This window comes from Microbacterium paraoxydans (assembly GCF_900105335.1).
GTDB classification, from domain to species: Bacteria; Actinomycetota; Actinomycetes; order Actinomycetales; family Microbacteriaceae; genus Microbacterium; species Microbacterium paraoxydans.
Genome location: NZ_LT629770.1, coordinates 3215348 through 3240935, shown reverse-complemented (window position 1 = coordinate 3240935; position 25588 = coordinate 3215348). Strand labels below are relative to the sequence as shown.

Here is a 25588-nt window from a genome sequence, read left to right as displayed (position 1 = left end):
AAATCATGCTGAAGAAACTGGCTGCCATCAGCCTTACCGCTGGCGCGCTCATCTTGGCCGCGCCGACCGTCGCCTCTGCGGCACCGAGCGACTCCTACCCCTCGCCTCCGGGTGCGAAGGTGGGCGACGCGATCATCGACACCTGTGAGGTCTCGACCGTCGCCTTCGGCGCCGGGTACTTCGAGCCCTCGGAGACCGTCGGAGTGTCCGTCTCGGGGCAGAACGCCGGCGCCGCCGCCATCTCGGGCAACACCGCCGCATCCGACGGCAGCCTGAGGGTCACGTTCCGCCCGCCCTCCGACGGGCAGGGGGCCTACGCCCTCGACTTCGCCGGTTCCCGGGCCTACACCGCGACGGTGACGGTGTCTCACGGGAACGCCGCCGCTTCCAGCTGCGACCACGATCCCGGCACCGCCGCGCCCGCCGGGACCGAGCTCCCGCTCACCGGCGGCACGGAGCTCGCCCTCACCGGTGGATCGGTGTCGCCGTGGATCATCGGCGGCGGAGCAGTCGCTCTGGTCGCCGGTGGTGCTCTCGTCGCCGTCGGAGCCGCGCGTCGCAAGCGCGCCTGAGTCGCGCGCCGCATGCGCGCCTGAGCCAGGTCGCCGCCTTGCGCGGTGGCCGGCTGGACGACGGTGATCCCTCACCCTCCGATCACCGTCGTCTGGCGAATCCGGTCATGCACCGGACGGCCCACGGGCGATGTTCCCGGGAACATCGCCCGTGGGCTGCGTCGTTCCCCGCTGTCTCAGGGAGCCGGAACCGGGGTCTCCGTCGGCGGGTGCAGCTTCTGCTGCATGAGCTCGTGGATGAAGTCGTAGTTCGGGTCGAACTCGTCGACGCCGTTCTCGGGTGTCAGCTCGACGGTCTGGACCGGCTGCTCCTTGGCCTTCAGCATGAGGTCGAAGAACTCCGGCAGCTTGCCCTGCGGAAGATCGGTGCTGATGAGTGCCGTGCCCGCAGCGGCCACCTCGTTGAATCGGGTGAGGACGGTCTGCGGAGTGAACTGGGCGAGGATCGCCTCCTGCAGTTCGCGCTGCCGCTTCATGCGGTCCCAGTCGCTGGTCGTGTACCGCGAGCGGGCGTACCACTGAGCCGTGTCGCCGTCCATGTGCTGCTGCCCGGGCTCGATCCAGCCGATCGCCCATTCGTTCACGTCCGTGCCGGACCAGCCCTCCGGCGGGCCGCCCTTGGGCAGGCGCTCCGTGACGGTGATGTCGACGCCGCCGAGGGCATCCACGAGGTCGGCGAAGCCGTGCATGTCGACGAAGACGTAGTACGGGATCTCGATGCCGAGCACGCCCTCCGCCGCATCCTTGGTCGCCTCGATACCCGGCGCCGAGCCCGTGGCCTCCGCGTCCGGATAAAGCCCGGTCCCCTTGTCCTCCCGGCAAACCTCCGCGGCGTTGCGGACATGGTTCATCCACCCGTTCCAGCCGCAGGTGGACGACCCGTGGCCCTGGAAGCCCTCGGGATAGAGCTCTTGCATCGGGCTGCCGTCGCTGAACGGCGCATGCGGGAGCTCACGCGGGATTCCGGTGATGGTCACTGCTCCGGTCTCGGCGTTGACCGAGACGACGGAGATGCTGTCGAAACGCATCGAGTCACGGCCGTCTCCGCTGTCCGCGCCGAGCAGCAGGATGTTGTAGTAGCCGTCGCTGGGCGGGAGGCTCGGGCCGCTCTGCCCGAAGATCGCCCCGACACTGCCGCGCACAGAGCCCACCGCGGTGGCCGCGTAGCCCATGACGCCTCCGACGAGCCCCAGCAGGACGAGCGCGACGACCGGCACGAGGAACCGCGACGGCGCGGGGACCCTGACCAGGCGGACGAGGCGGAGCGTGTCGAACGTGAGGACGATCCAGAGGACCACGACTCCCACGAGCAGCACCTGCACGAGTGTGAGCAGCGCCGCCGATACGAACCCGCCACCGATCGTGAGCCAGAGGAAGACGGGGCGGGCGAACAGCACGAGCCCGACGGCGACGACGGCCAGGAACCACGTCGTCAGGGTGACGCCGAGCCCGAATCTTCCCAGCCGTCGATTACCCGCCAGGACCTGCGCGGACCCCGGCAGCAGGAAGTTGAGACCGACGAGCCACCAGGCGCGTTTCGACATGAGCCCGGCATCGGCCGTATCCGGGTGTCGCAGCGGCCGCGTCTCGATGAGCGGACGTCGCGTCGCGCGCGGGGGCGCAAGGGTCACAGCGAGCCCTTCAGCCGATCGTTCTTCTCCTCGACCTGGGCCTCGAGGTCGGCGGCGTACGCCTCGACACGGTCGGCCAGCTCGTCGTCCGCGGCACCGAGGATCCGGGCCGCGAGCAGACCCGCGTTGCGTGCGCCGCCGATCGACACCGTCGCGACCGGGATACCCGCGGGCATCTGCACGATCGACAGCAGCGAGTCCATACCGTCCAGGTATGCGAGCGGCACCGGGACCCCGACGACGGGAAGTGCCGTCATCGACGCGAGCATGCCCGGAAGGTGGGCGGCACCACCGGCGCCCGCGATGATGACACGCAGGCCGCGAGCCCGGGCTTCCCGCGCATAGGACATGAGCTTGTCCGGCGTGCGGTGGGCCGAGACGACCTCGACCTCGTGCGGGATCCCGAAATCGGTGAGCGCCTGGGACGCGTCGCTCATGACGCGCCAGTCGGAGTCGGATCCCATGACGACGCCGACCAGAGGGACGGCGGAGGAGTGCAGTGGCTCGGTCACCAGATCAGGCTACGGTCTCGCGCTGGGAGAACACCCGAGCGGCACACGTCTTTTCCCGTGCGCCGCCGCGGGAATACTCAGACGAAAGCGGCCGCGGCGGCCCTGGCCACGTACACCGCGTCGTCGAGATCGTCCCCGGCGACGTTGACGTGGCCCACCTTACGACCGGGGCGCGGTGCCTTGCCGTACGTGTGGATCTTGGCGTCCGGGTGCGCGGCCATCGCCGCCTCGAAACGGTCCCCCAGCGTGCCCTCTGCGGGCCCTCCGAGGATGTTCACCATGACCGCCCAGGACGCACGAGGTCGAGTGTCCCCCAGCGGCAGGTCCGCCACGGCACGCAGGTGCTGCTCGAACTGCCCGGTGACGGCGCCGTCCTGGCTCCAGTGTCCGCTGTTGTGCGGACGCATCGCGAGCTCGTTCACGAGGATGCGCTCGTCGTCCGTCTCGAAGAGCTCGACCGCGAGCATCCCGGTCACGCCGAGACCCTCCGCGATGCGACGACCGATGTCCTCGGCGACCTCGGCGAGACGCTCGGTCGCCGCGGGCGCCGGGGCGATCACCTCGGCGCAGACGCCATCGCGTTGCACGGTCTCGACGACCGGATACGGGATCATCTCTCCTCCGGGTCGGCGCGCGACCTGCTGGGCGAGCTCACGGACGAAGGGGACGAGCTCCTCGGCGAGCAGGGCGTCGGAGCCCTCGAGCGCATCGAGCCAGTCCTGCGCCTCGGCACCGGAGCGCACGACCCGCACGCCCTTGCCGTCGTACCCGCCCCGCGGCGTCTTGACCACCGCGGCACCGTCGTGCTCGTCGAGGAAGCGCTGCAGGTCATCGGCGGAACGGACCGGCGCCCACTCCGGCTGCGGCACGCCGAGCTCCGCCAAGCGGGCGCGCATGACGAGCTTGTCCTGGGCGAACTGGAGGGCATCCGGTCCGGGATGCACCGCGATCCCCTCGGCGACGAGGGCGCGGAGCACTTCCTGCGGCACATGCTCGTGGTCGAAGGTGAGGACGTCGACGTCGGCGGCGAAGGCGCGCACGGTGTCGAGGTCCCGGTAGTCGCCGACCGCTGTGGCGGCCAGGCCCGCGGCCATGCCCTCCTCCTCGGCGAGCACCCGCAGTTCGAGACCGAGCTCGACCGCCGGAGCGATCATCATCCGTGCCAGCTGTCCTCCGCCGATCACGCCCACACGCAGCGCCATGTGCCGCCTCCATTCGTCATGCCCATTCTTCCGCACGCTCACCGGTCCGGGGAACGGCGAAGCGAACGGGCCGCGAGGCGGCCGTGAGTTCGCGCTCAGGCGATCTCGTCGCCGCTCGCCTGCGCGTCGCGATGGGCGAGGATCTGCCCGACCTCGATCTGATCTGCGAGGGTCTCGTGCACGAGGGTGACGTTCGGGACGTTCACGAGACGGAGAGGTGCGTCCACGCCGTTCGAGAGCGTGATGGTCCCGCAGCCCCACATCCGCTGCAGCGGACCCCGGCGGACACCGATCGTATAGCCGCGGGCATGCGACATCTCGCGGCGGTTGCGCGCGCCCAAGCCCTGGACTGCGATGACACGTCGGGTCGTGATCGTCGTCGTCCGCGAGTACCAGACGATGAAGGGGATCACGACGGCGACGAGGACGACGACTCCGGCGGCGGCGAGCAGCATCCAGTCCTCGAACCCGGCCGGAAGGTTGCCGTAGAAGTAGGCGGTGGCCCCGAAGGCGGCGATGAGCACGAGCGCCGACCAGAAGAGCCGGCGAGCGTGGCCGCGGAAGCGCGCGATGAGCAGCTCCTCGGCGGGAGTGCCGGGCGGCGGCATCAGCGGGCGTCCGCCGAGCGTCACGGGCTGGGTCACACCCCCATTGTGCCCGCGATCGCCGACAACACCGTCCGCGGGACGGCGTGTCCCCGCGTCACGCGGGCCGGACGTGCACGACGTCACCCGCGGAGACCGCGTGCACCGTCCCCTCCGCCGCGACGAGCAGACGCCCCTCGTCGTCGATGCCGACGGCCACGCCCTCGAGCAGGGACCCGGCGGGGAGCGAGACGCGCACGGCTTGTCCGACCGTCGCGCACCGCGCGGTCACCGCCGCATGCAGACCGCTCGCGGTCGCGTCGTCCGCCGCGGCGAGCGCGCGGAGGTGGCCGTCGAGCGCCGACACGTAGGAACGGAGCAGCTCGTCCTCGTCGACGACGACCCCCTGTACCGCGAAGGAGGTGGCCGTGGGAACCGGAAGCTGGGTCGCGGTCATGGCGGTGTTGACGCCCGCCCCGACGATCACGGCCGTCGGCGTCGCCTCGGCGAGGATGCCGCAGATCTTCCGGCCGTCGACGAGGACGTCGTTCGGCCACTTGAGGACGACGGTGGCCTCAGGAAGCTGTGCGGCGACGGCCTCGGCCATGGCCGCCCCGGCGGCGAGCGGGATCCAGCCTCGCGCTGCCGGCTCGGCAGGCAGATCGCGGAGGAGGACGCTCACCGCGAGCGCCGAACCCGCCGGGGCGATCCACCGGCGATCCAGCCGCCCCCGTCCGGCCGTCTGGTGCCGGGTCAGGAGGACCGAGAGGTGCGGCCAGGCGTCGGCGTCGTCCGCGTTTCCCCGGAGGTCGGCGTTCGTCGAGCCGGTCGCGTCGACGACCTCGAGACGTGGTAGGAGCGCAGCGGAGCGCGGGAAGTCGCTGCTCATGCGTCCTCGTCGTCGGCCTCGTCGTCGTCATCGTCCGCATCACCGCGGACGGCACCGATCTCCCGGTCGCGCCACCGCTCCCACTCCCCCATGAGCCGGTCGACGGCGGCGTGGAACTTCTGCGTCGCCACGCCGGGGGTCGTGTCACCGAAGTAGTGGCGCACCCACATCTGCAGGCGCGCGACGGCCGCTTCGTCCTCCCGTACGCGCTCGACCTCGGCGACGATGTCGTCCGCCGCCTCCGCGGACAGCCATTCGCAGTCGGAGAGGTAGCCGGTGGTGTCGACGGCGGCCTCTTCGTCGACCGGGCGCGTGATCATGAGCGGCTTTCCCGCCGCGAGGCGGTCGTACACCATGGCCGAGATGTCCACGACGGCGACGTCGGCGGCGGCGAGCTGCCAGCCGAGCTCGGGGCCGTCGTCGTACACGTGCTGCGCGGTCGGGTCGGCGGCGTTCGCGGCGGCGATGGCCGCGACGATGCGGCGATGCGCCGCCCCGTAGGCCTCGTCGACGACACCGCTGCGCGGGTGCGGGCGGTAGATGACCCGGTGCTCGCCCGTCGCGAGCAGTCGCGCCACCAGGCGCTCGCCGTGCGAGGCGATGGAGCCGTAATGCGCGCTGGGACGATCGCCTTCCCACGTCGGGGCGTAGAGGACGACGAGACGGTCGTCCGGCGTATACGGGAGCGAGCCGGAGTAGTGGTCCGCCTGGGGGCGTCCGATCTCGATGGTCCGGCTCTCCACGTCGTAGTCCCACAGCGTCCGCGACAGCCGATCCCTGGCCGCCTGACCGGCGACGAAGGCGTAGTCATAGGCCTTGTACTGATTCGTGGTCATGTACATCTTGTCGGACTCGCCGTGGTTGATGAACACATGCCAGCGACGGCCGTACCGGAACATCTGGAAGTTACGGGTGTTCTGATTCACGTAGAGGACCACCCGGATGTCCTGTGTGGCGAGGAATCGCTCGAGGTCGCGCACCTTCGGCACGAACGCGACGGGCGGGCCGTCCTCCTCCAGCAGCTTCTCCGCGCCGGTCGCCTGGCGCGCGAGGACCACCACGGGCCACCGCTCGGCGAGCGCGGCCAGCGGGCGGTACCACTGCCGCATCTGGTACATGTTGACCGCGCCGTCGGCGAAGTACACGGCGACCCGGAAGTGATCTGCCGGGTATGGCGCCTGATCCGCCAGCCGGCGGCGGACACGCTGCACCGCGGAGCGCGAAGCGAGCGCCCGCCGCAGGAGACGGTAGGCCTTCTTCGCGTCAGACAGTGCACCCATCCCTCCAGGATAGTTCGTCCGCTCGCGGCCCCCGCTGAGCCGCGACGACCGCGCTCTGCCTGGGAGAGCGGGGCAGGAGCGGCGTGACATGATCGACGTGTGCCAGCCAACGGATCCCCCGCCCCCGTCACCGGGGTGTCCTTCGTGATGCCGGTGCTCAACGAACGCGCCTACCTGGAGCACGCGGTCGCGTCGGTGCTCGCTCAGGAGGTCGGGGTTCCGGCCGAGCTCGTCCTCGCGCTGGGACCGTCGTCGGACGGCACCACGGCCCTCGCCCGCCGACTGGCCGCTGCCGACGACCGGATACGCCTCGTGGACAACCCCGCCGCGCACATCCCGGTCGGACTCAACGCCGCGATCCGGGCCAGCCGCTACCCCACCGTCATCCGGGTCGATGCGCACTCCGAGCTCGCCCCCGGCTACGCGGCCCGTGCCCTGCAGACGCTGCAGCGCACGGGGGCGGCCAACGTCGGCGGCGTGATGCACGCCGAGGGTCGGACTCCCTTCCAGAAGGCCGTCGCCCGGTTGTACAACTCCCCCGTCGGCCTGGGCGGCGGCGCGTATCACGGCGGCCGCGTCGAGGGCGAGGCGGAATCCGCCTACCTCGGCGTGATGCGGCGGGAGGTCCTCGATGAGGTCGGCTTGTTCGACGAGACGATCCGCCGCGGCGAGGACTGGGAGCTGAACCTGCGCATCCGTCAGGCCGGCCACCGGGTGTGGTTCGATCCCGAGCTGTCGGTGACCTACTGGCCGCGGGAGAGCTGGCTGCGACTGGCCAGACAGTTCCGCGCGACCGGTGCCTGGCGAGGGGAGCTGGTGCGCCGCTTCGGCCGCCGCAACGGTCTGCGCTACTTCGCCCCGCCGGTGCTCCTGCTGTTCGTCGTGCTCGCCGTCGTCCTCGGCATCCTGCAGCTCACCGGCGCGGTGTCCGGCACCGCCTCGCTCATCGCCTCTGGCCTGGTCTACGTCCCGCTCGCGCTCTACGTCCTGCTCGTGGTCGGCGTGGCTCTCTCGCCGGGCGGGGGTGGCCTGCGGCAACGCCTGTGGACGCTCCTCGTGCTGCCCACGATGCACCTCTCGTGGGGCCTCGGCTTCCTCGGCGGCGTGCTGCGCGGAGCCGGCGACACGGTGGACGCATCGCGGCTCGGCACGCGGAACACTCCCCTGCCCTGAACGCGGACGGCTACGGGGTGACGAATCCGAGGTCGAGGATCCGGTCGACCACCCGCTGCGCGGCCCGGCCGTCGTCGAGCGCGTTGAACTGCCGCTGCCACGCGGCATAGCGTTCCGCGTACCGTTCCCGGTGCCCCTGGTCGTCCAGCGCGGCCACGAGCTCGTCCTGCGTACGGACCAGCGGGCCCGGCGCGCGTTCCGCGAGATCGAAGTAGAACCCGCGGAGCTGACCGCGATAGTGGTCGAGGTCGGGCACGAGGAAGTACATCGGCTTGCCGGTCACCGAGAAGTCGAACATGACGGAGGAGTAGTCCGTGACGAGGGCGTCGGCGGCGAGCAGGAGCTGCGACGTCTCGGGGTATCCCGTCACGTCGATCACCCGCGCGCCGGCACGGTCCCTGCCCTCCCCCAGCGTGCGCGAGTGACCGCGCACGAGCACGACGGCGTTGGTCTGCCGCGCCAGGAGTTCCGGATCGACGAAGTCGACCATCTCCGCACGGTCGTCACGCCACGTCGGGGCGTAGAGCAGCACGCGTTCGTCGGCGCCGATGCCGAGCGCCGCGCGCACGGCGACCGGATCCCCGGTGCGCAGCGCATCGTTGCGGGGGTAGCCGTCGACCCAGATCGGCCGCCCGAAGAACGCGTAGGCCTTGCGGAGGATGCGCGCGGAGTAGGTGTTCTGCGCCAGCAGCACGTCCCACCGCCGGGACTCCTTGACCACCGCCGCCATCCGCCGGGGGTCGAACCCCGGGCGGTGCAGCGCCAGACGCTTGAGGGGCGTGCCGTGCCAGGTCTGCAGCACCTTCTGTCCGGGCTTGCGCGCGAAGCGACGGCGCAGCCAGTCGTTCACGATGAGCAGTCGAGCAGCACCGCGGGCGCGCCACCATTCCGGGCTGCCCTCGATGACCGCTATCGCGCCGTCCGGCACCTCGACCGAGAGATCGGCGACGCTCCAGTACCGGCGCACCTGCGGAGCACGCCGCGCCAGCTCCCGATCGATGGCGCGGGGGTTGCACCCGACGCTTCGGCCGTAGAAGCTCTCGAAGAACACGGCGTTCTCCGTCCCGCCGGTCTGCGCCACATAGCGCTCCTCGAGCGTCGAGCGCCCTTCTGCCGTGTCATACACGGGATCGACGGGTGCCGCGATGCGGACGACCGCACCATCGACGGCGATCCGCACTCCCGGGAGCACGACCGGCGCGAGACGCAGCTCCGACAGATCGGCGCCGCCGATGCGCAGCTCGTACTCGCCTGATGGCAGGGGCAGCTCCGGGCCACCCCACCGGGATGCGCGGAGCGCGAACGTCGCCTTCCAGGTCTTCCCCCCGCCGGTGACGCGGGCCTCCACCCGCGCCCGCGGTCCGGCGAGCTCGGCACTCTCCGGACGCTGCCCGGTCCCTGCGATGACCAGCGCCTGTGCCGTGTCATCGATGCGGGCCGTCGTCATGCTGCTCCCTTCGGCGCGGGGATCCCCCGCGCGCGGATCGTCCGGTATACCCGACGAGTGTTCTGACCATCACGGAACGCGTGCATCTCCGCGCTGAGCGTAGCGGAACGTCGGGCAACCTCGTCGAACGCGGCGGGGTCGCCGAGAAGCGACGCCAGCCGGACGAGCGCCGCCTCCCATCCCGTCGCGACGCCTGAAGCGGCGACCTCCTCGAAGCGCCCGTAGAAGCCGCGGGTGCGGGCGTACTCCCTCACATCGGGTGCGAGGAAGACGACCGGCATGTCGAGGAGTCCCACGTCGTAGGCGAGCGAGGAGTAGTCGGTGATGAGGACGTCGACCGCGGCCAGCACCGGAGTGACGTCGCTGACGACCGTGCTGGGCAGCGCGCGCACTCGCGCCGTCGGCAGCGGCGGCGTGTAGCTGCCGTCACCGAGCGGATGCGAACGCACGAGGAGGACGGCGTCGTGCTCCTCCAGCACCCGGATGATCTGCATCCATTCCTCGGCCGTCGGCACGGAGGGGTCGGGGGCGCCGTCCCGCCACGTCGGCGCGTAGAGGACCAGTCGTCGGGCGTCGCCGATCGCGCCCACGGCCTCCACGAGCAGGGCCCGTGCATGCGCGCGGCGTTCCTGGGGCGTGCCGAGGGAGAGCACATCGACGCGCGGCTCCCCCGTGACCACGACCCGGTCGTCGCTCAGCCCGAACGCGGACTCGAGGCGCGCCCTGGCCCGGTGCGAGGCGGCGGGGAGCACGCGGATCCGCCGCGCGGCGCCGCGGTACAGCAGCCCGACGAGGCGCCGGAGGATCGGGGCGCCGGGGACGGCGGGCACCTGCGTGGTGGCCGGCGAGTCGAGGCCGATGCGCTTGAGCGGGATGCCGTGCCAGAGCTGCACGACGAAGGCGCCACCGCTGCCGTAGCGGTTCACGTCGCCGAGGCCGTGCGTCACGATCAGCACGCCGGCGCGCGCGGTCGCCCACCATCCGCGGAGCCCGCCCCGCGGGACGGTCCGCAGGCCGAGGGCCTCGGCGTCGGCCGCTTCGCGCGCCGATCCGGTCAGCCAGAGGGTGTCATGCCCCTCCCCTGCCGCATACCGCTGCAAAGCCAGAGCACCATCGCCGACGCCGGCGCCGCATCCGAAGACCCAGCGCCGACCGCGCGGCACGACGAGGGTGCCGAGACGACCGAGGGCGTACAGCGGGATCCGGAGCAGCTTGGCCGCGTTGCCGGTGCCGAAAGAGAAGGACGCCACCCGGCGAGCCTATCGCGCGGGTGGCGTCCTTCTCTGACCGTCGGGATCAGCCGGCGAGCGTGCCGAGCGTCACCTCGATCTCACTCTGCTTGCCGTTGCGGACGTAGGTCACGTCGGCCTTGCTGTCGGCCGCCGCCGCGCGCACCTGCGCGGTCAGGTCGGTCGCGCTCGTGATGGGCACCCCGTTGAAGCTCGTCACGACGTCGCCGGCCTGGAGGCCGGCAGCCGCGGCCGCACCCCCGTCGGTGACCTCGGCGATGTACGCACCGGCCTCGGTCGCGCCCTCGACACCGGAGGCGTCGCGGACCGACGCGCCCAGCAGGCCGTGGGTGGCCGCGCCGTCGGCGATGATCTCGTCCGCGACGCGCTCGGCGATGTTGGACGGGATGGCGAAGCCGATGCCGATCGAGCCCGACTCCTCGGAGCTGCCCGAGCTCGCGATCGCGACGTTGATGCCGATCAGCTCGCCCTTGCTGTTGACGAGGGCCCCACCCGAGTTGCCGTGGTTGATCGCCGCGTCCGTCTGGATCACCGCGATCGAGATCGACTCGGTGGCCTGCTGCCCGCTGTTGCCGGGGAGATCGAACTGGAACGGCCCCTCGCCCTGGCCGTCCTCCGGCGCCTGCTCCTGCGGGGCATCCTCGGACGAGGAGTCCGGCAGAGCGGAGGAGGCGATCTGGATGCTGCGGTTCAGTGCGCTCACGATGCCGGTGGTGACCGAGTTCGCCAGTCCCAGCGGGGCGCCGAGAGCTACGGCGGTGTCGCCGACGTTCAGCTTCGACGAGTCTGCGAACTTGATCGGGGTCAGGCCCTCGGCGTCGGTGAGCTTGATCACCGCGAGATCGTAGATGGGGTCGGTGCCGACCACGGTCGCCTCGTAGATGCGGCCATCGGAGGTCGTGACCCGGATCGTCGGGTCCGCCGCCGCCCCGCCGAGCGTGACGACGTGCGTGTTGGTGAGGACGTAGCCGTCCTTGCTGATGATGACGCCCGAGCCGCTGCCGGCCTCCTGGGAGCCGGCGACTTCGATGGTCACGACAGAGGGAAGAGCCTCGGTCGCGACCGCGGTGGTCTCGTTGACCGAGCCGGGGTTGTTCACCGTGACGGTCTGCGGTCCCTGCGCCGACCCGGAGGACGGCGAGTCCTGCAACCCGGTGAGCAGCGCGCCGCCACCGAAGCCGGCGACGCCACCGACGAGGGCGGCCGCGACGATGAACGCCGCGACGCGGGTGCCGCCGCGCGACTTCTCCTTCGTGGCGGCGGGGGTCGGCTCAGCCGGCGGCACCGTGCCGTCGAGCGGGCGGGTGTCCTGCGCCGGGACGCCGAATGCGGCGCCGGGGACGCCGGCCGCGGTCGGTCCGGGCGCGGCCAGCCCGTGCGGCACGGGGGCCACGGTCGGGGCGCCGGCGGCGTGCGACGCGAACGTCGGCGGCATGTGATGTCCCTGCGGGGCGGCCGGTGCGGAAGCAGCCGGGGCCACGGGGGTACCGTCGGCGGCCTGCGACGACGCACCGGACGCGGTCTCCGGGGTCTGGGGGTTCTGTGCGGCCGACACGGCGTCGTCCGACGCCGGTGCCGGGCGGTCCTGCGGGTTGTCCTGGTTCATGGTGTGCTCCTTCAACGCTCCTCCAGGATGCCCCGCATCCCTGTGCGTTCCTTATGCCGAGCTTGAGTTTCAGCTATGGCCTTAGCCTGTTCTTCATGAGTGTCATCCCCGGCGCATGGCGTCGCACGGCGGCCGGTGCCGGTCTGCTCGACGCGGACGGTTCCGTCGCGCCCACCATCTTCGCAGAGATGTCCGCCGCGGCGGCCCGAACCGGCTCGATCAATCTGGGCCAGGGCTTCCCCGACGAGGACGGCCCGGAGGCGGTGCTCACCGCCGCCTGCGACGCGATCGCCGGCGGCCTCAACCAGTACCCGCCGGGACGCGGGTTCCCCGATCTGCTTCTGGCCATCGCGGAGCATCAGCAGCGCTTCTACGGTCTGACGGTCGACCCGGACTCCGAGGTCATCGTGACGGCCGGCGCCACCGAGGCCCTCACCGCGACCCTGCTCGCCCTCATCGACGGGCCGGACGACGAGGTCGTCGTCTTCGAGCCCTACTACGACTCGTACGCCGCGGCGGTGGCGCTCGCGGGTGCTCGCCTGCGGACGGTGCCGCTGCGCGCGCCCGATTTCCAGCCCGACCTGGATCAGCTCGCGGAGGCCGTCACGGACCGGACCAGGATCATCCTCGTCAACGACCCGCACAACCCGACCGGAGCCGTCTTCGACGAGGAGGTGCGCCGCGAGGTGGTGCGTTTGGCGGCGCGGCACGACGCGGTGATCGTCACGGACGAGGTCTACGAGCACCTCACCTTCCACACCCCGCACGTCCCGATCGCCACCGTGCCCGGTGCCGCGGAGCGGACCCTCACGATCTCATCGGCGGGGAAGACCTTCTCGACCACGGGGTGGAAGATCGGCTGGGTCCACGGTCCCGCCGCGCTCATCACGGCCGTCCTGACCGTCAAGCAGTACCTCACCTACGTCAACGGCGCCCCGTTCCAGCCCGCCGTCGCCGTCGGGCTCCGCCTCGACGACGCGTTCTTCACGGACGCGGCCGCCGTGCTCGCCCGCAAGCACGGGATCCTCGGCGACGGGCTCCGCGCAGCCGGCTTCACGGTCCACGCACCGCAGGGCGGCTACTTCACGGTGGCCGATGCGACGGCCCTCGGCGGCGCCGATGCGGCGGCCTTCTGCCGTGCCCTTCCGGACCGTGCCGGCGTCGTGGCGATCCCGCTGACCGCCTTCGTGTCCCCCGCGCGGCGCCCGGCGTATGCGGGGCTCGTGCGTTTCGCTGCATGCAAGCGCATCGATGTCCTCGAGGAGGCGGCGGCGCGCCTCGCCGGCCTGAACACGTGAGCGGGTCCGGTCAGCGCGGCACCACAGCGTAGCGACGGGCCCGCAGCGAGGGATTGGTCGCACGGACGCGGGCGATCGCCGCGCCGTCGACCACCCCGAGGGCCACTCCCGGCTCCGGCCCGATGCCCGCGCGGACGACCCCCTGCGGGTCGACGATGCGTGAGTGCCCCACGCCGATCGGCGCCGGGTGGTCCGCGGCGATCACGAACACCGTGTTCTCGATGGCGCGCGCCGCGAGCAGAGTGGTCCAGTGCTGCTCCTTGAGCGGTCCGCGCACCCACTCCGCCGGCACCACGAGCGCATCGGCGCCGGCGACCGCGAGAAGCCGCGACACCTCGGGGAACCGCAGGTCGTAGCAGGTCATCAGTCCGAAGCACAGTCCGCCGACCTCGAACACCGCGGGCTCGCCGATGTCTCCCGGCTCCACCCAGTCCGACTCGGTCTGCCCGAAAGCGTCGTAGAGGTGCTGCTTGCGGTAGACCGCGAGGATGCCGTCGCCGCGCACGGCGACGACCGTGTTGCGCACGCGCCCCTCGTCCGAGGCCTTCTCCGTGACGCCCGCGACGATGACGACGGCGAGCTCCGCGGCCAGACCGATCAGTCCGGTCACGAACTCGCCGTCGAGATCCTCCGCATTGGCCGCGAGGCGTTCGTCCATCGGATCGACGAAGTAGCTCGAGTACTCAGGGAACACGATCAGCTTCGCCCCGCGACGCGCGGCCTCCGTCGCCAGCACCGCGATCCGTTCCCTGTTGTGCTCGCGCGAATCGGTGGGGGCGAACTGGCACACGGCGACGGGTACGGCGGTGTTCTCAGACATGACGCCATCCTCTCGCACCCGCCGGCGCCGCGCTCGATTCGACGCCTCCCCGGATCCGTGATAAGTTATCTCTTGTGCCGCGGGGTGGAGCAGTTCGGTAGCTCGCCGGGCTCATAACCCGGAGGTCGCAGGTTCAAATCCTGTCCCCGCAACAAAGGAAAGGCCCTCCGGCCGGGAGTGATCCCAGGCCGGAGGGCCTTTCGCATGAGGCGGGAGCCGACCTCTGCGAGTATCGAGGGGTGAACCGACCGGTCGACATCGATGAGCGGCTCGTCGCCGACCTCGTCGCGGAGCAGTTCCCCCGCTGGGCGCACCTGCCCGTCCGCGCCGTGGCGCGTCAGGGATGGGACAACATGACGTTCCGTTTCGGTCACGAGTTGTCGGTGCGACTTCCTCGCGCCGAGGCCTACGCCGCGGCCGTGCAGAAGGAGAGCAGAGCGCTCGAGTTCCTCGACGGAAGGCTTCCCGTCGCCGTTCCCTCCGTCGTGGCGCTGGGGGAACCCGGCCGGGGCTACCCGTTTCCGTGGTCGATCCGCCGGTGGCTCGACGGCGACACCGTCGAGCGCGCCGGGGGGCTCGATCGCGTTCGCCTCGCCGCCGATCTCGGGACAGTTCTCCGCACCGTGAGGTCCCTGCCCGTGGACGCGGGTTCGGCGGCCGGGCGGCACTCGTTCTTCCGCGGTTCGCATCCGAGCGTCTACAGCGATGAGGTCCACGCCGCGCTCCAGCGGCTGGACGGCACCGTGGACGCGGGACTCTGCCGGAGCGTCTGGCTCGATGCGACGAGCAGCGCGTGGGAGTCCTCGCCGGTCTGGTTCCACGGCGACGTCGCCGTGGGCAACCTGCTCGTCAGCGACGGCCGCTTGTCGGCGATGATCGACTTCGGCACCTGCGGCGTCGGCGATCCCGCCTGCGACCTCGTCATGGCATGGACGTACTTCGACGGGGACGCGCGCGACGCGTTCCGCGACGCCGTCGACCTGGACGCCGCGACCTGGCGACGGGCTCGCGGCTGGGCACTCTGGAAGGCCCTGGTGACTCTCTCCGACGGGTCAGGGCCGGGCGGCGACGACAGCCGACGCGTGCTCCACGAGGTGCTGACCAGCCCGCTCTAGGCCTGCGGCCCCCGGTCAGCGCACGACGGCGGTGGGCGCCACGAGCGCCGCGAGCACCTCGTGGCTGATGGAGCCCAGCAGGAAGCGGGCGACCGCCCCCCGTCCGTGCGAGCCGACGACGGCGAGGCTCGCGGTGGCGGCGGCGCGGTTGATGACCTCGGACGGGTATCCGCGTTCGACCCGGGGCTCGATCTCGAGATCCGGATAGGTCGAGCGCAATCCGCCGAGAGCGACGGCGAGGGTCTCCTCGGACAGCTCCTGCATGGAGGAGAGGTACTGCTCGGGATACGACCTCGCTCCGCGCGGGAGGGGGACGGGAGTCCATACCGTCACCGCGACGAGGGGCTCGCCGAGACGGTCGGCCTCGGCAGCGGCGAAAGCGACGGCAGCCTCCGAGATCGGGGACCCGTCCACCCCGACGACGACACCGCGACGGTCGCTCGTCTCGATGTCGGGGATCACCACGACGGGGCAGGAGGAGTCGGCGACGATGCGCAGCCCATGGGCGCCGCGCCGAGGGCTGTCCGCGTCATCCGGACGGAAGTCGCTTCCGATCACGAGGAGGTTCGCGCCCGCGGTGGTCGACACGAGCTGACGGACAGGGTCGCCGCGGAGCACGACGAGGTCGACGTCCAGGCCCTGATCCTTCAGCGTCTCCGCGTGCTCCTCCAGCAGACTCCGCGCCGCCGCGATCGCGGCGTCCACCACAGGGCCCTCCCCGACGGCGCCGACCGCTCCCCCGACGACGCTCGCGAGGAGCAGAGAGGCCTTCCGCGACCGCGCGCGGTGCGCCGCCCACTCCAGTGCCCGTCGTCCCGCCGACGTGTCCACCACTCCCACAACGATGCGCTCAGCCACGACACCCTCCCTGTTTCCCTCCACCCTCCCATGCCATCCCCTCCGCGCGCGACGGTCCGTCCCGGACAAAACCCTCCGCTTACTCAGGCACTCGCGCCAGATCAGGCTTCCTGCCCAGAGGTCGCCTGACCTCGCGCGCCCGCCCGCTAGCGCGAGACCGCCTGTCCTGGCGCGCCGCACGCGGACGCAGGCACTCGCGCGGAATCAGGCTCACGTGCAGGGTGTCGCCTGAAGCGGCGCGAGTGCCTGATGCGGCGGACCGGCTTCCGGGAATGCGAAAGGGCACCCCGTGGGGGTGCCCTTTCGTGTGCGTGGGAGGATCACTCTCCCGCGGCGGCCTCCAGCTCCAGGAGCTTCTCGACGGCCGCGGTGAGGCGCTTGTCCGCCTCGCCGAACTTCTCCAGGTCGCCCTCGGCGAGAGCCGCCTGGCGGTCGAGCAGCGCCTGCTGCGCCTTCGCCAGAGCATCGGCCTGCTCATCCGTCGGCGTCGGCGTGGTTGGCGTCTCCCCGGTGTCGGGATCGGTCGTGCCCGGATCGGTGGGTTCGACCTCGTCGTCACCACCGGTCGCGCCGGAGTCGCCGCCGAACAGCGTGTCCAGCGCCTCCGTGAGCGTGTTCTCGAAGGCCACCCGGTCACCGAAGGCGACGAGCACCTTCTGCAGACGCGGCAGCTGCGTCCCCTCGGACGACTGCACGTACACCGGCTGGACGTAGAGCAGACCGCCACCGACGGGCAGGGTCAGCAGGTTGCCGTAGATGACCTCGGACTCCCCCTGCTGGAGCAGGTTGAGCTGCGGGACCACGGCCGTGTCGGAGTTGTAGGTGTTCTGCACCTGACCGGGGCCGGGCACCGTGGTGTCGGTGTCGATCTCGAGCATGCGCAACTGCCCGTACCCCTCGGCCTTCACGCCCTTCTCGGCGCCGGCATCCGAGTCGACGGCGAGGTAGCCCATCAGCACGTCACGACTGCCGCCCGCGCCCTGGGAGGCGGGGATGAACGTGGAGAACATCGAGAACCGCGGTTCGTCCTGACCCGGCATCTGCATGGTCAGGTAGTACGGCGGCTGCAGCATCGCGTCGCTGCGCGGGTCGTTCGGCGTCTGCCAGCGGTTGTCCTGCTGGGCGAACGAGCCGGCCTTGTCGACGTGGTAGATGCCGAGGATGTCGCGCTGCACCTTGAACAGATCGGTCGGGTACCGGACGTGGCTCATGAGCTCGCCGGACATCTCGCTGATCGGCTTGAGGGTGGACGGGTAGACCTTCTGCCAGGTCTTCAGGACCGGGTCCTCCTCGTCCCAGGCGTACAGCGTGACCGAGCCGTCGTAGGCGTCGACCGTGGCCTTGACCGAGTTGCGGATGTAGTTGATGTCGTCGATCGCGAGCGACGGCGTCGGCACGTTCGAGTCGGCGATCGCGTCGGACAGGCTCACGCTCGTCGAGTACGGGTAGGTCGAGCTCGTCGTGTAGCCGTCCACGATCCAGACGATGCGGCCGTCCACGACGCTCGGATACGGGTCGCTGTCGAGCTCGAGGTACGGCGCGACCTTCTGCACGCGCGTCGTCGGGTCGCGGTCGTAGAGGATCTGCGAGTCCTCGTTGACGAGGTTCGAGAACAGGATCTGCTCCGACTGGAACTTGAGCGCGTAGAGCAGCTTGGTGAAGCTGTCGCCGATCTTCGGCCCGCCGTTCCCGGAGAACGTCGTCTTCGTCTCGCTCGAGCCGTCCTTGCCCCGCGGGTAGTCGATCTCGACCGGGTCGGCCCCCTCCGGGGCGCCGACGATGGAGTACTCCGGGGAGTTCTCGCCGAAGTAGACCCGCGGCTCGAAGTCACCCTGCTCGGACAGGAAGCCCGAGGTGGGGATGCCGCGCTCGAGGAAGACGGGCTCGCCGTCGGTCGTGCGCTGGTTGCCCGCCGCGGCGACGAGGCCGTAGCCGTGCGTGTAGACCGCGACCCGGTTGTTCCAGTTGTCGCCGTCGCCGAGACCCGACATGTCGAGGTCGCGGACGGAGACGACCGTGTCCTGCTTCACCCCGTCGATCTCGTAGCGGTCGACGTCCATGTTGGTCTGGAACTGGTAGTAGCCGCGATACTGCTCGAGCTGGCGGACCGTCGGCGGGATGACCTTCGGGTCCATGATGCGGATCGATGCGGTGGTCTCGGCGTCGGCGCGGAGCTGCCCCGCCTCGGCGTCGGTCTCGGCCTCGAAAGCCGTGGTCTCCAGGTCGGCGACGCCGTAGGCCTCCTTCGTGCCGTCGATGTTCCGCTGGTAGTACTCGGCCTGATAGGCGTTCTGGTTCGGCTTCACCTGGAAGGTGGTGACCACCCAGGGGTAGCCGATGCCGATGACGAGCGAGGCCACGATCAGCAGCGCGGTCGCCGCGAGCGGGAAGCGCCAGCGGCCGATGACGGCCGTGACGAAGAAGAGGATGGCCACGACGGCGGCGATGATCGCGAGGATGCCGAGGCCGGGGATGGTCGCGTTGGCGCCCGTGTAGGCGGCACCGGTGATCCGGTCGTCCGGCTCGACGAGGGTCTTGTAGCGGTCCAGCCACAGGCTCGCCGCCTGCACGAGCAGGTACAGGCCCGCGATGACCGCGAGCTGGATGCGGGCCGGCTTCGAGATGCGCAGCTCGCCCTGGCCGATGCGCACGGAGCCGTAGAGGTAGGACACCAGCGCAGTGACGAGAAGGCTCAGCAGCAGGACCGCCGAGACGAACGCGAGGAGGATCGAGTAGAACGGCATCGCGAACATGTAGAACCCGGTGTCGACCTTGAACTGCGGGTCGACCTCACCGGTCGCGACGCCGTTGGCCCAGAGCCACACGGTCTTCCAGTTGCCGGCCGCCGCGAACCCCGCGAAGAGGCCGAAGAAGATGGGCATGCCCCACATCGCGAGGCGGCGCAGCGGCTCGATGACCTCCTGGTAGCGGTCGAGCTGCGAGCTCAGCCGGACGTAGACGGGACGCAGCCGGTAGGCGAGCTGGATGACGACGAACAGCGGAACCGCCATGCCGAGGAAGCCGATGACGAACATCACCGCCGTCGCGATCCACTGCGTGGTGAGCACGCCGGTGAACCCGACCTGGTCGAACCAGAGGAATTCGGTGTAGAGCGACGCGAAGACGAAGAACGCCGCGATGAGCGCGGCGATGATCACCAGGGAGATTCCGAGGATGCGTCGGGAGGTTCGAGGCGTGGCCGGGGGCTGGGCTGGGGTCGAGGTCACCCCTCCATCCTAGGCACCGCTCGCTGTGGGCGGGCTGTCACACCGGTCACGGCGGGGTCACGACCCGCGCCGGCTCAGGTGGCCGGGACGTCGCAGGTCGGCAGGGCGTCGACATCGCCGTCCTCGGCGATGACCTCCAGCGCCGCGAGCGATTCGTCGAGGGTCGCAGTGCGGATGACCTGCAGGCCGTCCGGCACGTGCCCCACGACCTCGTCGCAGTTCGCCTCCGGGGCGAGGAAGTAGTCCGCGCCGGCGTCGCGGGCGCCGTAGAGCTTCTGGCGGATGCCGCCGATCGGGCCGACGGTCCCCTCGGCATCGATCGTCCCGGTGCCCGCGACCTCCTTGCCGCCGTTCAGCTCGCCCGGTGTCAGGGTGTCGATGATCCCGAGGGCGAACATCATCCCCGCGCTGGGGCCGCCGACGTTGTCGAGCTGGATCGTGACGTCGACCTCGAAGTCGTAGTCGGTGCGCAGGGTGATGCCGATGAGCCACGACGTCGTGCCTTCCTGGGTCTGCTCCTCCGGCGTGATCTCGACCGTCTGCTCGTCGCCGTCACGGCGCACCGTGAGTGCCACCGGATCGCCGCCCGCCTCCTGGATGGCTTCGCGGAGCGCAGTCGCCGAGGTGACGGGCGTGCCGTCGATCGCGGTGATCACGTCATCCGCCTGCAGCAGGCCGTCGGCTGGCGACCCTTCGACGGCGTCCACCACCACGACCTCGGCTCCGGTGTCGTAGCCGAGCTCGTTCAGCGCGGCGGCCGTGGCCTCGTGCTGCGAGTCGACCATGAGCATCGCGTTCCGCTCGTCCCGCTGCTCGGTGGTCACGCCTTCGGGGAACACCGCGTCCAGCGGCACGACGGCCCGCGACGCGTCCATCCACGCGAGGGCGAGCTCGAACCAGCTCGGCGTCCGTTCCCGGTTGCCGACAACCTGGACGGTCGTCAGGTCGAGCGTCCCGCCCGTCTCGTACGTCTCGGTCCCGTCGACGCTGATGAGCGGGACCTGCTCGCCGTCGGCGTTCTTCGCCGTGCCGAGGGTGTCGTACACGGGGCCGGGACGCTGGATCACATACGGCGACGGCAGGAAGGTGAGGACGGCGAGCGCGGCGAGCGCGACCACCAGTGCCCAGACACCGAGTCCGAGCTTCCCTGCGCGCGGTCGTTCCACAGCAATCCTCCGTCGTTCGCGAGCGGCGTACAGCGATCTGCCCGCTTCGGGGTCGCGCACTGAAACCTGTGACTAGCGTAGATGCCACGGCTTCAGACGTGCTGAGAGGGCGAGCGACATGGCAGACAACGAACCGAACCCGGAGGACTTCCAGGAGTTCCTGCGACGGATGCTCTCGAACCAGGGCGGCGGAGACATCGACCCCGAGGCGCTGCGCGACGCGTTCCAGGGAATGGACGGCTTCACCTTCGACCCGGCGATGATGCAGACGATCATGGCGCAGCTTCAGGGCGCCTTCGGCGGCGACCCGTGGGAGAACTCCCTGCGGCAGGCCCTGCACATCGCGAACCGCGAGGGCCAGGGCATCGGAGACGGCTCGCGGTCCTCCCTCGCCGACTCGTTCGCTCTCGCCGGCCTCTGGCTGGGCGAGGCGACCACCATCTCCGAGCTCGCGGACCCGCCGGTGGCGATGACCCGCGGCGAATGGGTCGAGAAGACGCTCCCGGTGTGGAAGGAGATCGCGGACCCCGTGTCCACCAGCATCGCCGACGCGCTGACGGCTGCCCTCGACACCCAGGTGCCGGAGGAGATGCGCGGCGTGGTGCAGGGTGCGGGACGCCTGATGCGAGGCCTCGGCGGCTCGGTGTTCGCCGCCCAGTTCGGGCAGGTGCTCGGCAACCTCTCCCTCGAGGTCGTGTCCGGCGGCGATGTCGGCATCCCCGTGCTGCCGGCGGGCACGGCCGCCGTGATCCCGCAGAACCTCACCGCTTTCGGGGAGGGGCTCGAGATCCCCGAGGATCAGATCGCCCTCTACGTGGCGACGCGCGAGCTCGCCTACGCCCGCCTGTACCGGCACGCCAAGTGGCTGCACCTGCATGTGATGGCGCAGATCACCGACTTCGCCCGGGGCGTCACGGTCGACGTCGACGCTCTGGAGGATGTGGCGAGCCGCCTCGACCCCTCGAACCCCGAGGAGCTGCGCGCGGCGATCGAGGGCGGTGCCCTGCTGCCCACGCAGACCGAGGCGCAGCGCGAAGCCCTCGCCCGGCTGGAGAACCTGATCGCGACGATCGACGGGTGGGTCGACGTCGTCACCGCGGACGCCACCTCCCGGCTGCCGGACGGCGGCAGGATCGCCGAGGCGGCGCGGCGTCGGCGCGCGGTCGGCGGTCCCGCCGAGGATGCCCTGGGCGCGCTGGTCGGGCTCAAGATCCGACCACGGCGCATCCGTGAAGCCTCGGCCATGTGGCGTGCGGTCACCGACGCGGTCGGTGTCGCGGCCCGGGACTCCCTGTGGGACTACCCGGACCTCATGCCCACCGCAGAGGACATCGACGACCCGACAGCGCTGATCGCCCGCCTGCAGGCCGCTGAGCGCGGCGAGCAGCCGGAGGCCGACGAGTTCGACGAGGCCCTTGCCCGCCTGCTGGACGGCGACGACTTCTCAGGACAGACGCCCGCCGAAGGCGACGACGCGGCGCCCGACGGCGACGCCGGCGACGATCCGGAAGGCGGGCGTCCGGTCTGAGTCCGTCTCAGCCGAGCCGGGGAGCACGATCACTCCTTCTCCCCGACCTCGGGCGGGACGCCGACTTCTCCACCGATCCCTCGAATCGACCTGCGCTCCCTCGGTGATCCGCAGAATCGAGAGGTGCCGCTCACCCCGACGACCCTGACCCGTCTCGACCCCGCGCTGCCGCTGCTCTGGCGAGACGGAACGACCCTCCAGGTGGGCGACGACCCCGCCATCCGCATCCCCGCGTCCGCGCCGTGGGTCGAACGGCTCCTCAGCCGCATGCGTCGAGGATTCCGACGCAGCGCCTTCGACGTCGTCGCCCATCGCGCGGGCGCACCGCGGGAGGACGCCCGCCGACTGCTGGCCGTCCTCGAACCGGCCTTGCAGGACGAGCCCGTCCGCCCGCGCGCCGCCCGGGTCTCCGCGCTCGGGCTCACCGACACCCGCGCCGAGGGGCGGCTGTGCGAGACGCTGGCCGACGAGGGGGTCCCGCTCGCATCGGACGAGGCACCGGCCTCGGCCACGGTCGCCGTCCTCCTCGTCCCCGGCGCGGCCGCGGCCGTGCAGTTCGCGCCGTTCCTCCGGACCGACCGTTCGCATCTGCCGATCGCCATCGAGCCGGCGCGCATCACGGTGGGACCGCTCGTCTCGCCCGGGCTCACCCCGTGTCTGAGCTGCCGGGATGCCGAGGACACGGCGCGCGACCCTGCGTGGCCGCTGATCCATGCTCAGCTCGTGGGCCGCGACCCCGGGCGCATCACGCTCGCCAGGGTGGCGTCGGCCGGCGCCGTCGCGGCGCACCTCCTGGCCGCGGCCGATCCGGCGCGCATCGCCAGGATCAGCGCGGACGGCGCGATCGTGTGGCGTTCGGTGCGGTTTCGCGCAGAATGCCTGTGCCGCGACCCGTCGTCCCCATCTCCGCCAGGAACCGGGACGGCGCCCGTTCGCCGCGCCCTGCCGACCGCGCCCACGAGAGCTCCAGCGTGCGCGCAGCCCGCGTGATCCCGACATACGCGAGGCGTCGCTCCTCATCGACGGCCTCGAACGTCGTCGCGTACGAGATGGGGAGAGACCCCTCCGCCCACCCGGCGAGATAGACGTGCGGCCACTCGAGGCCCTTCGCCGCATGCAGGGTCGAGAGGGTCACCGTCCGCATGGTCGGCTCGTGCTGATCCTTGGCACGGGCCATGAGCTCGTCGCTGAACGACCGGAGCGTCGTCTCCGGACTCGCTTCCTCGGCAAGGCGCAGGATGGCGCGACGCGCTTCCCAGCCGTCGCGCTGCGCTCCCCCGGCCGTCGGCGGCTCCTCGGTCAGCCCCAGCTCCCGAAGCACGCGCCGTACCCCGGGCAGGAATCCGTGCTCGGTCGGCGCGACGGCGGCAGCTCGGAGCGCGAGGATCGCCTGACGCACCTCCGGCATGGCGAAGAACCGCGTGCCGCCGAGCACCGAGGTGGCGATCCCCTCGGCGGCGAGCGCCTGCTGCAGCACCGCGGACTGCGCGTGGGCCCGGTACAGCACGGCGATCTCGGCCGGCGAGGCGCCGTCGGCGATGCGGGCGGCGACGCCGGCCGCGATGCCTGCGGCCTCCTCGGCCTCCGAGTCGTAGGCCGTGATCGTCGGCGGCTCGGCGGTGAACTGCTCCCGGGCAGGGATCAGCTCCAGCGCCCCGGGGCGACCGCGCATCAGCGCGTTGGCCGCCGTCAGGATGGGAGCCTGCGACCGATAGTTGGTCTCCAGTCGTACGACGGTCGCGTCCGGATGCCGCCGTTCGAACTCGAGCAGGAACCGCTGGTCGGCTCCGGCGAAGGAGTAGATCGTCTGGCTGGCATCACCGACGACACAGATGTCGTGACGATCCCCCAGCCACAGCTCCAGAAGCCGGTTCTGCAGCGGCGACACGTCTTGGAACTCGTCGACCGTGAAGTGCCGGTACTGCTCGTGGACGGCGGCTGCGACGCGCGGCTCGGTCTCCAGCATCCCCGCGCACGCGAGCAGCACGTCCTCGAAGTCCAGTTGGTGACGCTCGTCCTTGAGCGCCTCGTAGCCGCGCATCAACTCCACGAGCTGCGTGGGGTCGACCCCGCTGACCGGGCGTCCGAGCTCGGCGTACCGGTCGATCGAGATCATCGACACCTTCCGCCACTCGATCTCCGACGCGATGTCACGCAGGGTCGCCGTTCGAGGACGCAGGCGGATGGCGTCGGCGGCCTGGCCGAGCATGCGCACCTTGTTGTCGATGATCGACGGCGCGGGAGCCCCCGCCAACGTGGGCCAGAAGAAGTTGAGCTGCGCGAGAGCGGCGGCATGGAAGGTGCGAGCGGCGACACCCTCGATCCCCAGGGCACGGAGGCGACCGCGGAGCTCGCCGGCGGCCTTCGCGGTGAAGGTCACCGCCATCACGCGCGACGGAGAATAGGCACCGGTGTCCACCCCGTGCGCGATGCGGTGGGTGATGACCCTGGTCTTGCCCGTACCGGCCCCCGCGAGCACCGCCACCGGTCCTCGCAGCACCGATGCGGCCGCTCGCTGCCGCTCGTCGAGGGCATCGAGTGCGCTCACGGGCGATCCTCGAACCAGTCGACGATGAGAGCGCGCGCGATCGACGCGGGCCCCGGCAGCCCGACGGGGCCGTCCCCGGCGAGCGCGGAACCGATCTCCGCCCGTGTGAACCAGCGCACGTCGATGATCTCCTCACCGTCGGCCCTGGCCGCCGATTCGTCCTCCACGACGGCACGGAAGCCGACCATGAGCGACCGCGGGAACGGCCACGGCTGCGAGGAGACATAGCGGAGGGCCGACAGCCGCACGCCGGACTCCTCCTCGATCTCCCGGTGCACGGTGGCTTCGAGGGACTCGCCCGCCTCGGTGAAACCCGCGAAGCAGGAGTACATGCGTCCGCCCCAGTTGGCGTTGGCGCCGAGCAGCAGCCGCTCGCCGTCCGCGCTCTCGACGGCGACGATCACGGCAGGATCGGTCCGCGGGAAGTGCTCGCGCCCGCACACCAGGCACCGCCGAGACCAGCCCGCGTTGCGCAGCTCCGTCCCTCCGCCGCAGGTGGGGCAGAACGGGGCGTCGCGGAGCCAGCCGGCCAGGGCGACGGCAGCGACCAGGACCTCGGACTCCGCCGCGTCCAGGCGCCCGCCGAGGTCGCGGAGCCCGAGCCAGATCTCGTCGGGCGCGGTGTCGAGGGCTTCGGTCTCCGGCGGCAGCGCGGCGAGCAGGAGCGCCGTGCCGTCGGCATCCCGGCCGAGCAGCGCCCATGTCCCGTCCGCGACCTCGTCCGCGGAGACGCGCAGCAGCGCGGAGGCCGCCACACGCACACGTCCCTCCCGGACGACGACGACGCGCGAGCCCGCGTCGTCGCGCAGACGCTCGAGCACGCCCTCCTCCTCGCGGAGTTCGGCGGCGCGGTCGAAGAACGGGCGCGGAATGCTCATCGAC

At 71.2% G+C, this 25588-nt stretch carries 20 protein-coding genes and 1 tRNA gene; 6 read left to right on the top strand and 15 right to left on the bottom strand.

The features are described from left to right. Positions 1–5 precede the first annotated feature (5 nt). A complete protein-coding gene (locus BLU02_RS15785) occupies positions 6–572 on the top strand; it encodes an LAVTG motif-containing sortase-dependent surface protein (RefSeq protein WP_060922789.1) in 567 nt (188 codons plus the stop codon). 176 nt (positions 573–748) lie between these two features. Here the strand turns inward: BLU02_RS15785 and BLU02_RS15780 are convergent, their stop codons facing one another. The 6 genes from BLU02_RS15780 to BLU02_RS15755 form a co-directional block, all read right to left on the bottom strand. Then, positions 749–2203 (bottom strand): LCP family protein, encoded by a 1455-nt coding sequence (locus BLU02_RS15780; RefSeq protein WP_060922788.1) that lies wholly within the window; start codon positions 2201–2203, stop codon positions 749–751. After that, positions 2200–2667, bottom strand: a complete 468-nt coding sequence (gene purE / locus BLU02_RS15775) for a 5-(carboxyamino)imidazole ribonucleotide mutase (protein ID WP_060922793.1) — start codon at positions 2665–2667, stop codon at positions 2200–2202. Before purE ends, BLU02_RS15780 begins: the two co-directional genes overlap by 4 nt. A 125-nt stretch (positions 2668–2792) precedes the next feature. Beyond that, positions 2793–3917, bottom strand: a complete 1125-nt coding sequence (locus tag BLU02_RS15770; RefSeq protein ID WP_060922787.1) for a 5-(carboxyamino)imidazole ribonucleotide synthase — start codon at positions 3915–3917, stop codon at positions 2793–2795. Positions 3918–4012: 95 nt separating this feature from the next. Further along, complete coding sequence (locus BLU02_RS15765; protein ID WP_082750105.1) at positions 4013–4525, bottom strand: PH domain-containing protein; 513 nt, start codon at positions 4523–4525, stop codon at positions 4013–4015. Positions 4526–4619: 94 nt separating this feature from the next. After that, the gene (locus tag BLU02_RS15760) at positions 4620–5390 is read right to left on the bottom strand and encodes a biotin--[acetyl-CoA-carboxylase] ligase (protein WP_060922785.1); all 771 of its coding nucleotides are present in this window, start codon (positions 5388–5390) and stop codon (positions 4620–4622) included. Next, positions 5387–6670, bottom strand: a complete 1284-nt coding sequence (locus BLU02_RS15755; RefSeq protein WP_060922784.1) for a CDP-glycerol glycerophosphotransferase family protein — start codon at positions 6668–6670, stop codon at positions 5387–5389. Before BLU02_RS15755 ends, BLU02_RS15760 begins: the two co-directional genes overlap by 4 nt. A gap of 147 nt (positions 6671–6817) precedes the next feature. On the opposite strand from BLU02_RS15755, the gene BLU02_RS15750 reads away from it, so the two are divergent. After that, a complete protein-coding gene (locus tag BLU02_RS15750) occupies positions 6818–7843 on the top strand; it encodes a glycosyltransferase (RefSeq protein ID WP_060922792.1) in 1026 nt (341 codons plus the stop codon). 10 nt (positions 7844–7853) lie between these two features. Here BLU02_RS15750 and BLU02_RS15745 read toward each other — a convergent pair whose 3' ends face one another. From BLU02_RS15745 to BLU02_RS15735, 3 genes are read right to left on the bottom strand one after another with little or no spacing between them, the layout of a single operon-like run. Beyond that, positions 7854–9290: a CDP-glycerol glycerophosphotransferase family protein gene (locus BLU02_RS15745; protein WP_060922783.1), complete on the bottom strand. Its 1437-nt coding sequence runs from the start codon at positions 9288–9290 to the stop codon at positions 7854–7856. Then, a complete protein-coding gene (locus BLU02_RS15740; RefSeq protein ID WP_060922782.1) occupies positions 9287–10540 on the bottom strand; it encodes a CDP-glycerol glycerophosphotransferase family protein in 1254 nt (417 codons plus the stop codon). Before BLU02_RS15740 ends, BLU02_RS15745 begins: the two co-directional genes overlap by 4 nt. 46 nt (positions 10541–10586) lie before the next feature. Next, the gene (locus BLU02_RS15735) at positions 10587–12146 is read right to left on the bottom strand and encodes a trypsin-like peptidase domain-containing protein (protein WP_083371049.1); all 1560 of its coding nucleotides are present in this window, start codon (positions 12144–12146) and stop codon (positions 10587–10589) included. Between the two features lie 95 nt (positions 12147–12241). Between BLU02_RS15735 and BLU02_RS15730 the strand changes: the two genes are divergently transcribed. Continuing rightward, a complete protein-coding gene (locus tag BLU02_RS15730; RefSeq protein ID WP_060922963.1) occupies positions 12242–13444 on the top strand; it encodes an aminotransferase class I/II-fold pyridoxal phosphate-dependent enzyme in 1203 nt (400 codons plus the stop codon). A 10-nt stretch (positions 13445–13454) separates the two neighbouring features. Here the strand turns inward: BLU02_RS15730 and BLU02_RS15725 are convergent, their stop codons facing one another. Then, positions 13455–14264: a carbon-nitrogen hydrolase family protein gene (locus tag BLU02_RS15725; protein ID WP_060922962.1), complete on the bottom strand. Its 810-nt coding sequence runs from the start codon at positions 14262–14264 to the stop codon at positions 13455–13457. A gap of 78 nt (positions 14265–14342) precedes the next feature. Here BLU02_RS15725 and BLU02_RS15720 point away from each other — a divergent pair. Then, positions 14343–14416: transfer RNA gene (locus BLU02_RS15720), tRNA-Met, on the top strand. 87 nt (positions 14417–14503) lie between these two features. Continuing rightward, a complete protein-coding gene (locus BLU02_RS15715) occupies positions 14504–15379 on the top strand; it encodes an aminoglycoside phosphotransferase family protein (RefSeq protein ID WP_060922961.1) in 876 nt (291 codons plus the stop codon). Between the two features lie 15 nt (positions 15380–15394). On the opposite strand, the gene BLU02_RS15710 is transcribed toward BLU02_RS15715, so the two are convergent. The 3 genes from BLU02_RS15710 to BLU02_RS15700 all read right to left on the bottom strand — a co-directional run bounded on the left by BLU02_RS15710 (position 15395) and on the right by BLU02_RS15700 (position 20630). Further along, a complete protein-coding gene (locus BLU02_RS15710; RefSeq protein WP_060922960.1) occupies positions 15395–16237 on the bottom strand; it encodes a universal stress protein in 843 nt (280 codons plus the stop codon). Between the two features lie 320 nt (positions 16238–16557). Continuing rightward, on the bottom strand, positions 16558–19464 hold the full coding sequence (locus BLU02_RS15705) for a UPF0182 family membrane protein (RefSeq protein WP_060922959.1): 2907 nt from the start codon (positions 19462–19464) through the stop codon (positions 16558–16560). Positions 19465–19538: 74 nt separating this feature from the next. Further along, entirely contained in the window at positions 19539–20630 is a 1092-nt protein-coding gene (locus BLU02_RS15700) for a YlbL family protein (RefSeq protein ID WP_082750132.1), read from the bottom strand. 118 nt (positions 20631–20748) lie between these two features. Here BLU02_RS15700 and BLU02_RS15695 point away from each other — a divergent pair, with 118 nt between their 5' ends. Continuing rightward, positions 20749–22158: a zinc-dependent metalloprotease gene (locus BLU02_RS15695; RefSeq protein ID WP_060922958.1), complete on the top strand. Its 1410-nt coding sequence runs from the start codon at positions 20749–20751 to the stop codon at positions 22156–22158. 826 nt (positions 22159–22984) lie between these two features. Here the strand turns inward: BLU02_RS15695 and BLU02_RS15685 are convergent. Together BLU02_RS15685 and nudC are read right to left on the bottom strand one after the other, a co-directional pair. Continuing rightward, positions 22985–24706 carry an ATP-dependent helicase gene (locus BLU02_RS15685; RefSeq protein WP_060922956.1) on the bottom strand — a complete coding sequence of 574 codons (1722 nt, stop codon included), beginning with the start codon at positions 24704–24706 and terminating at the stop codon, positions 22985–22987. Continuing rightward, positions 24703–25584, bottom strand: a complete 882-nt coding sequence (nudC, locus tag BLU02_RS15680; RefSeq protein ID WP_060922955.1) for an NAD(+) diphosphatase — start codon at positions 25582–25584, stop codon at positions 24703–24705. Before nudC ends, BLU02_RS15685 begins: the two co-directional genes overlap by 4 nt. Between the last annotated feature and the right edge of the window lie 4 nt (positions 25585–25588).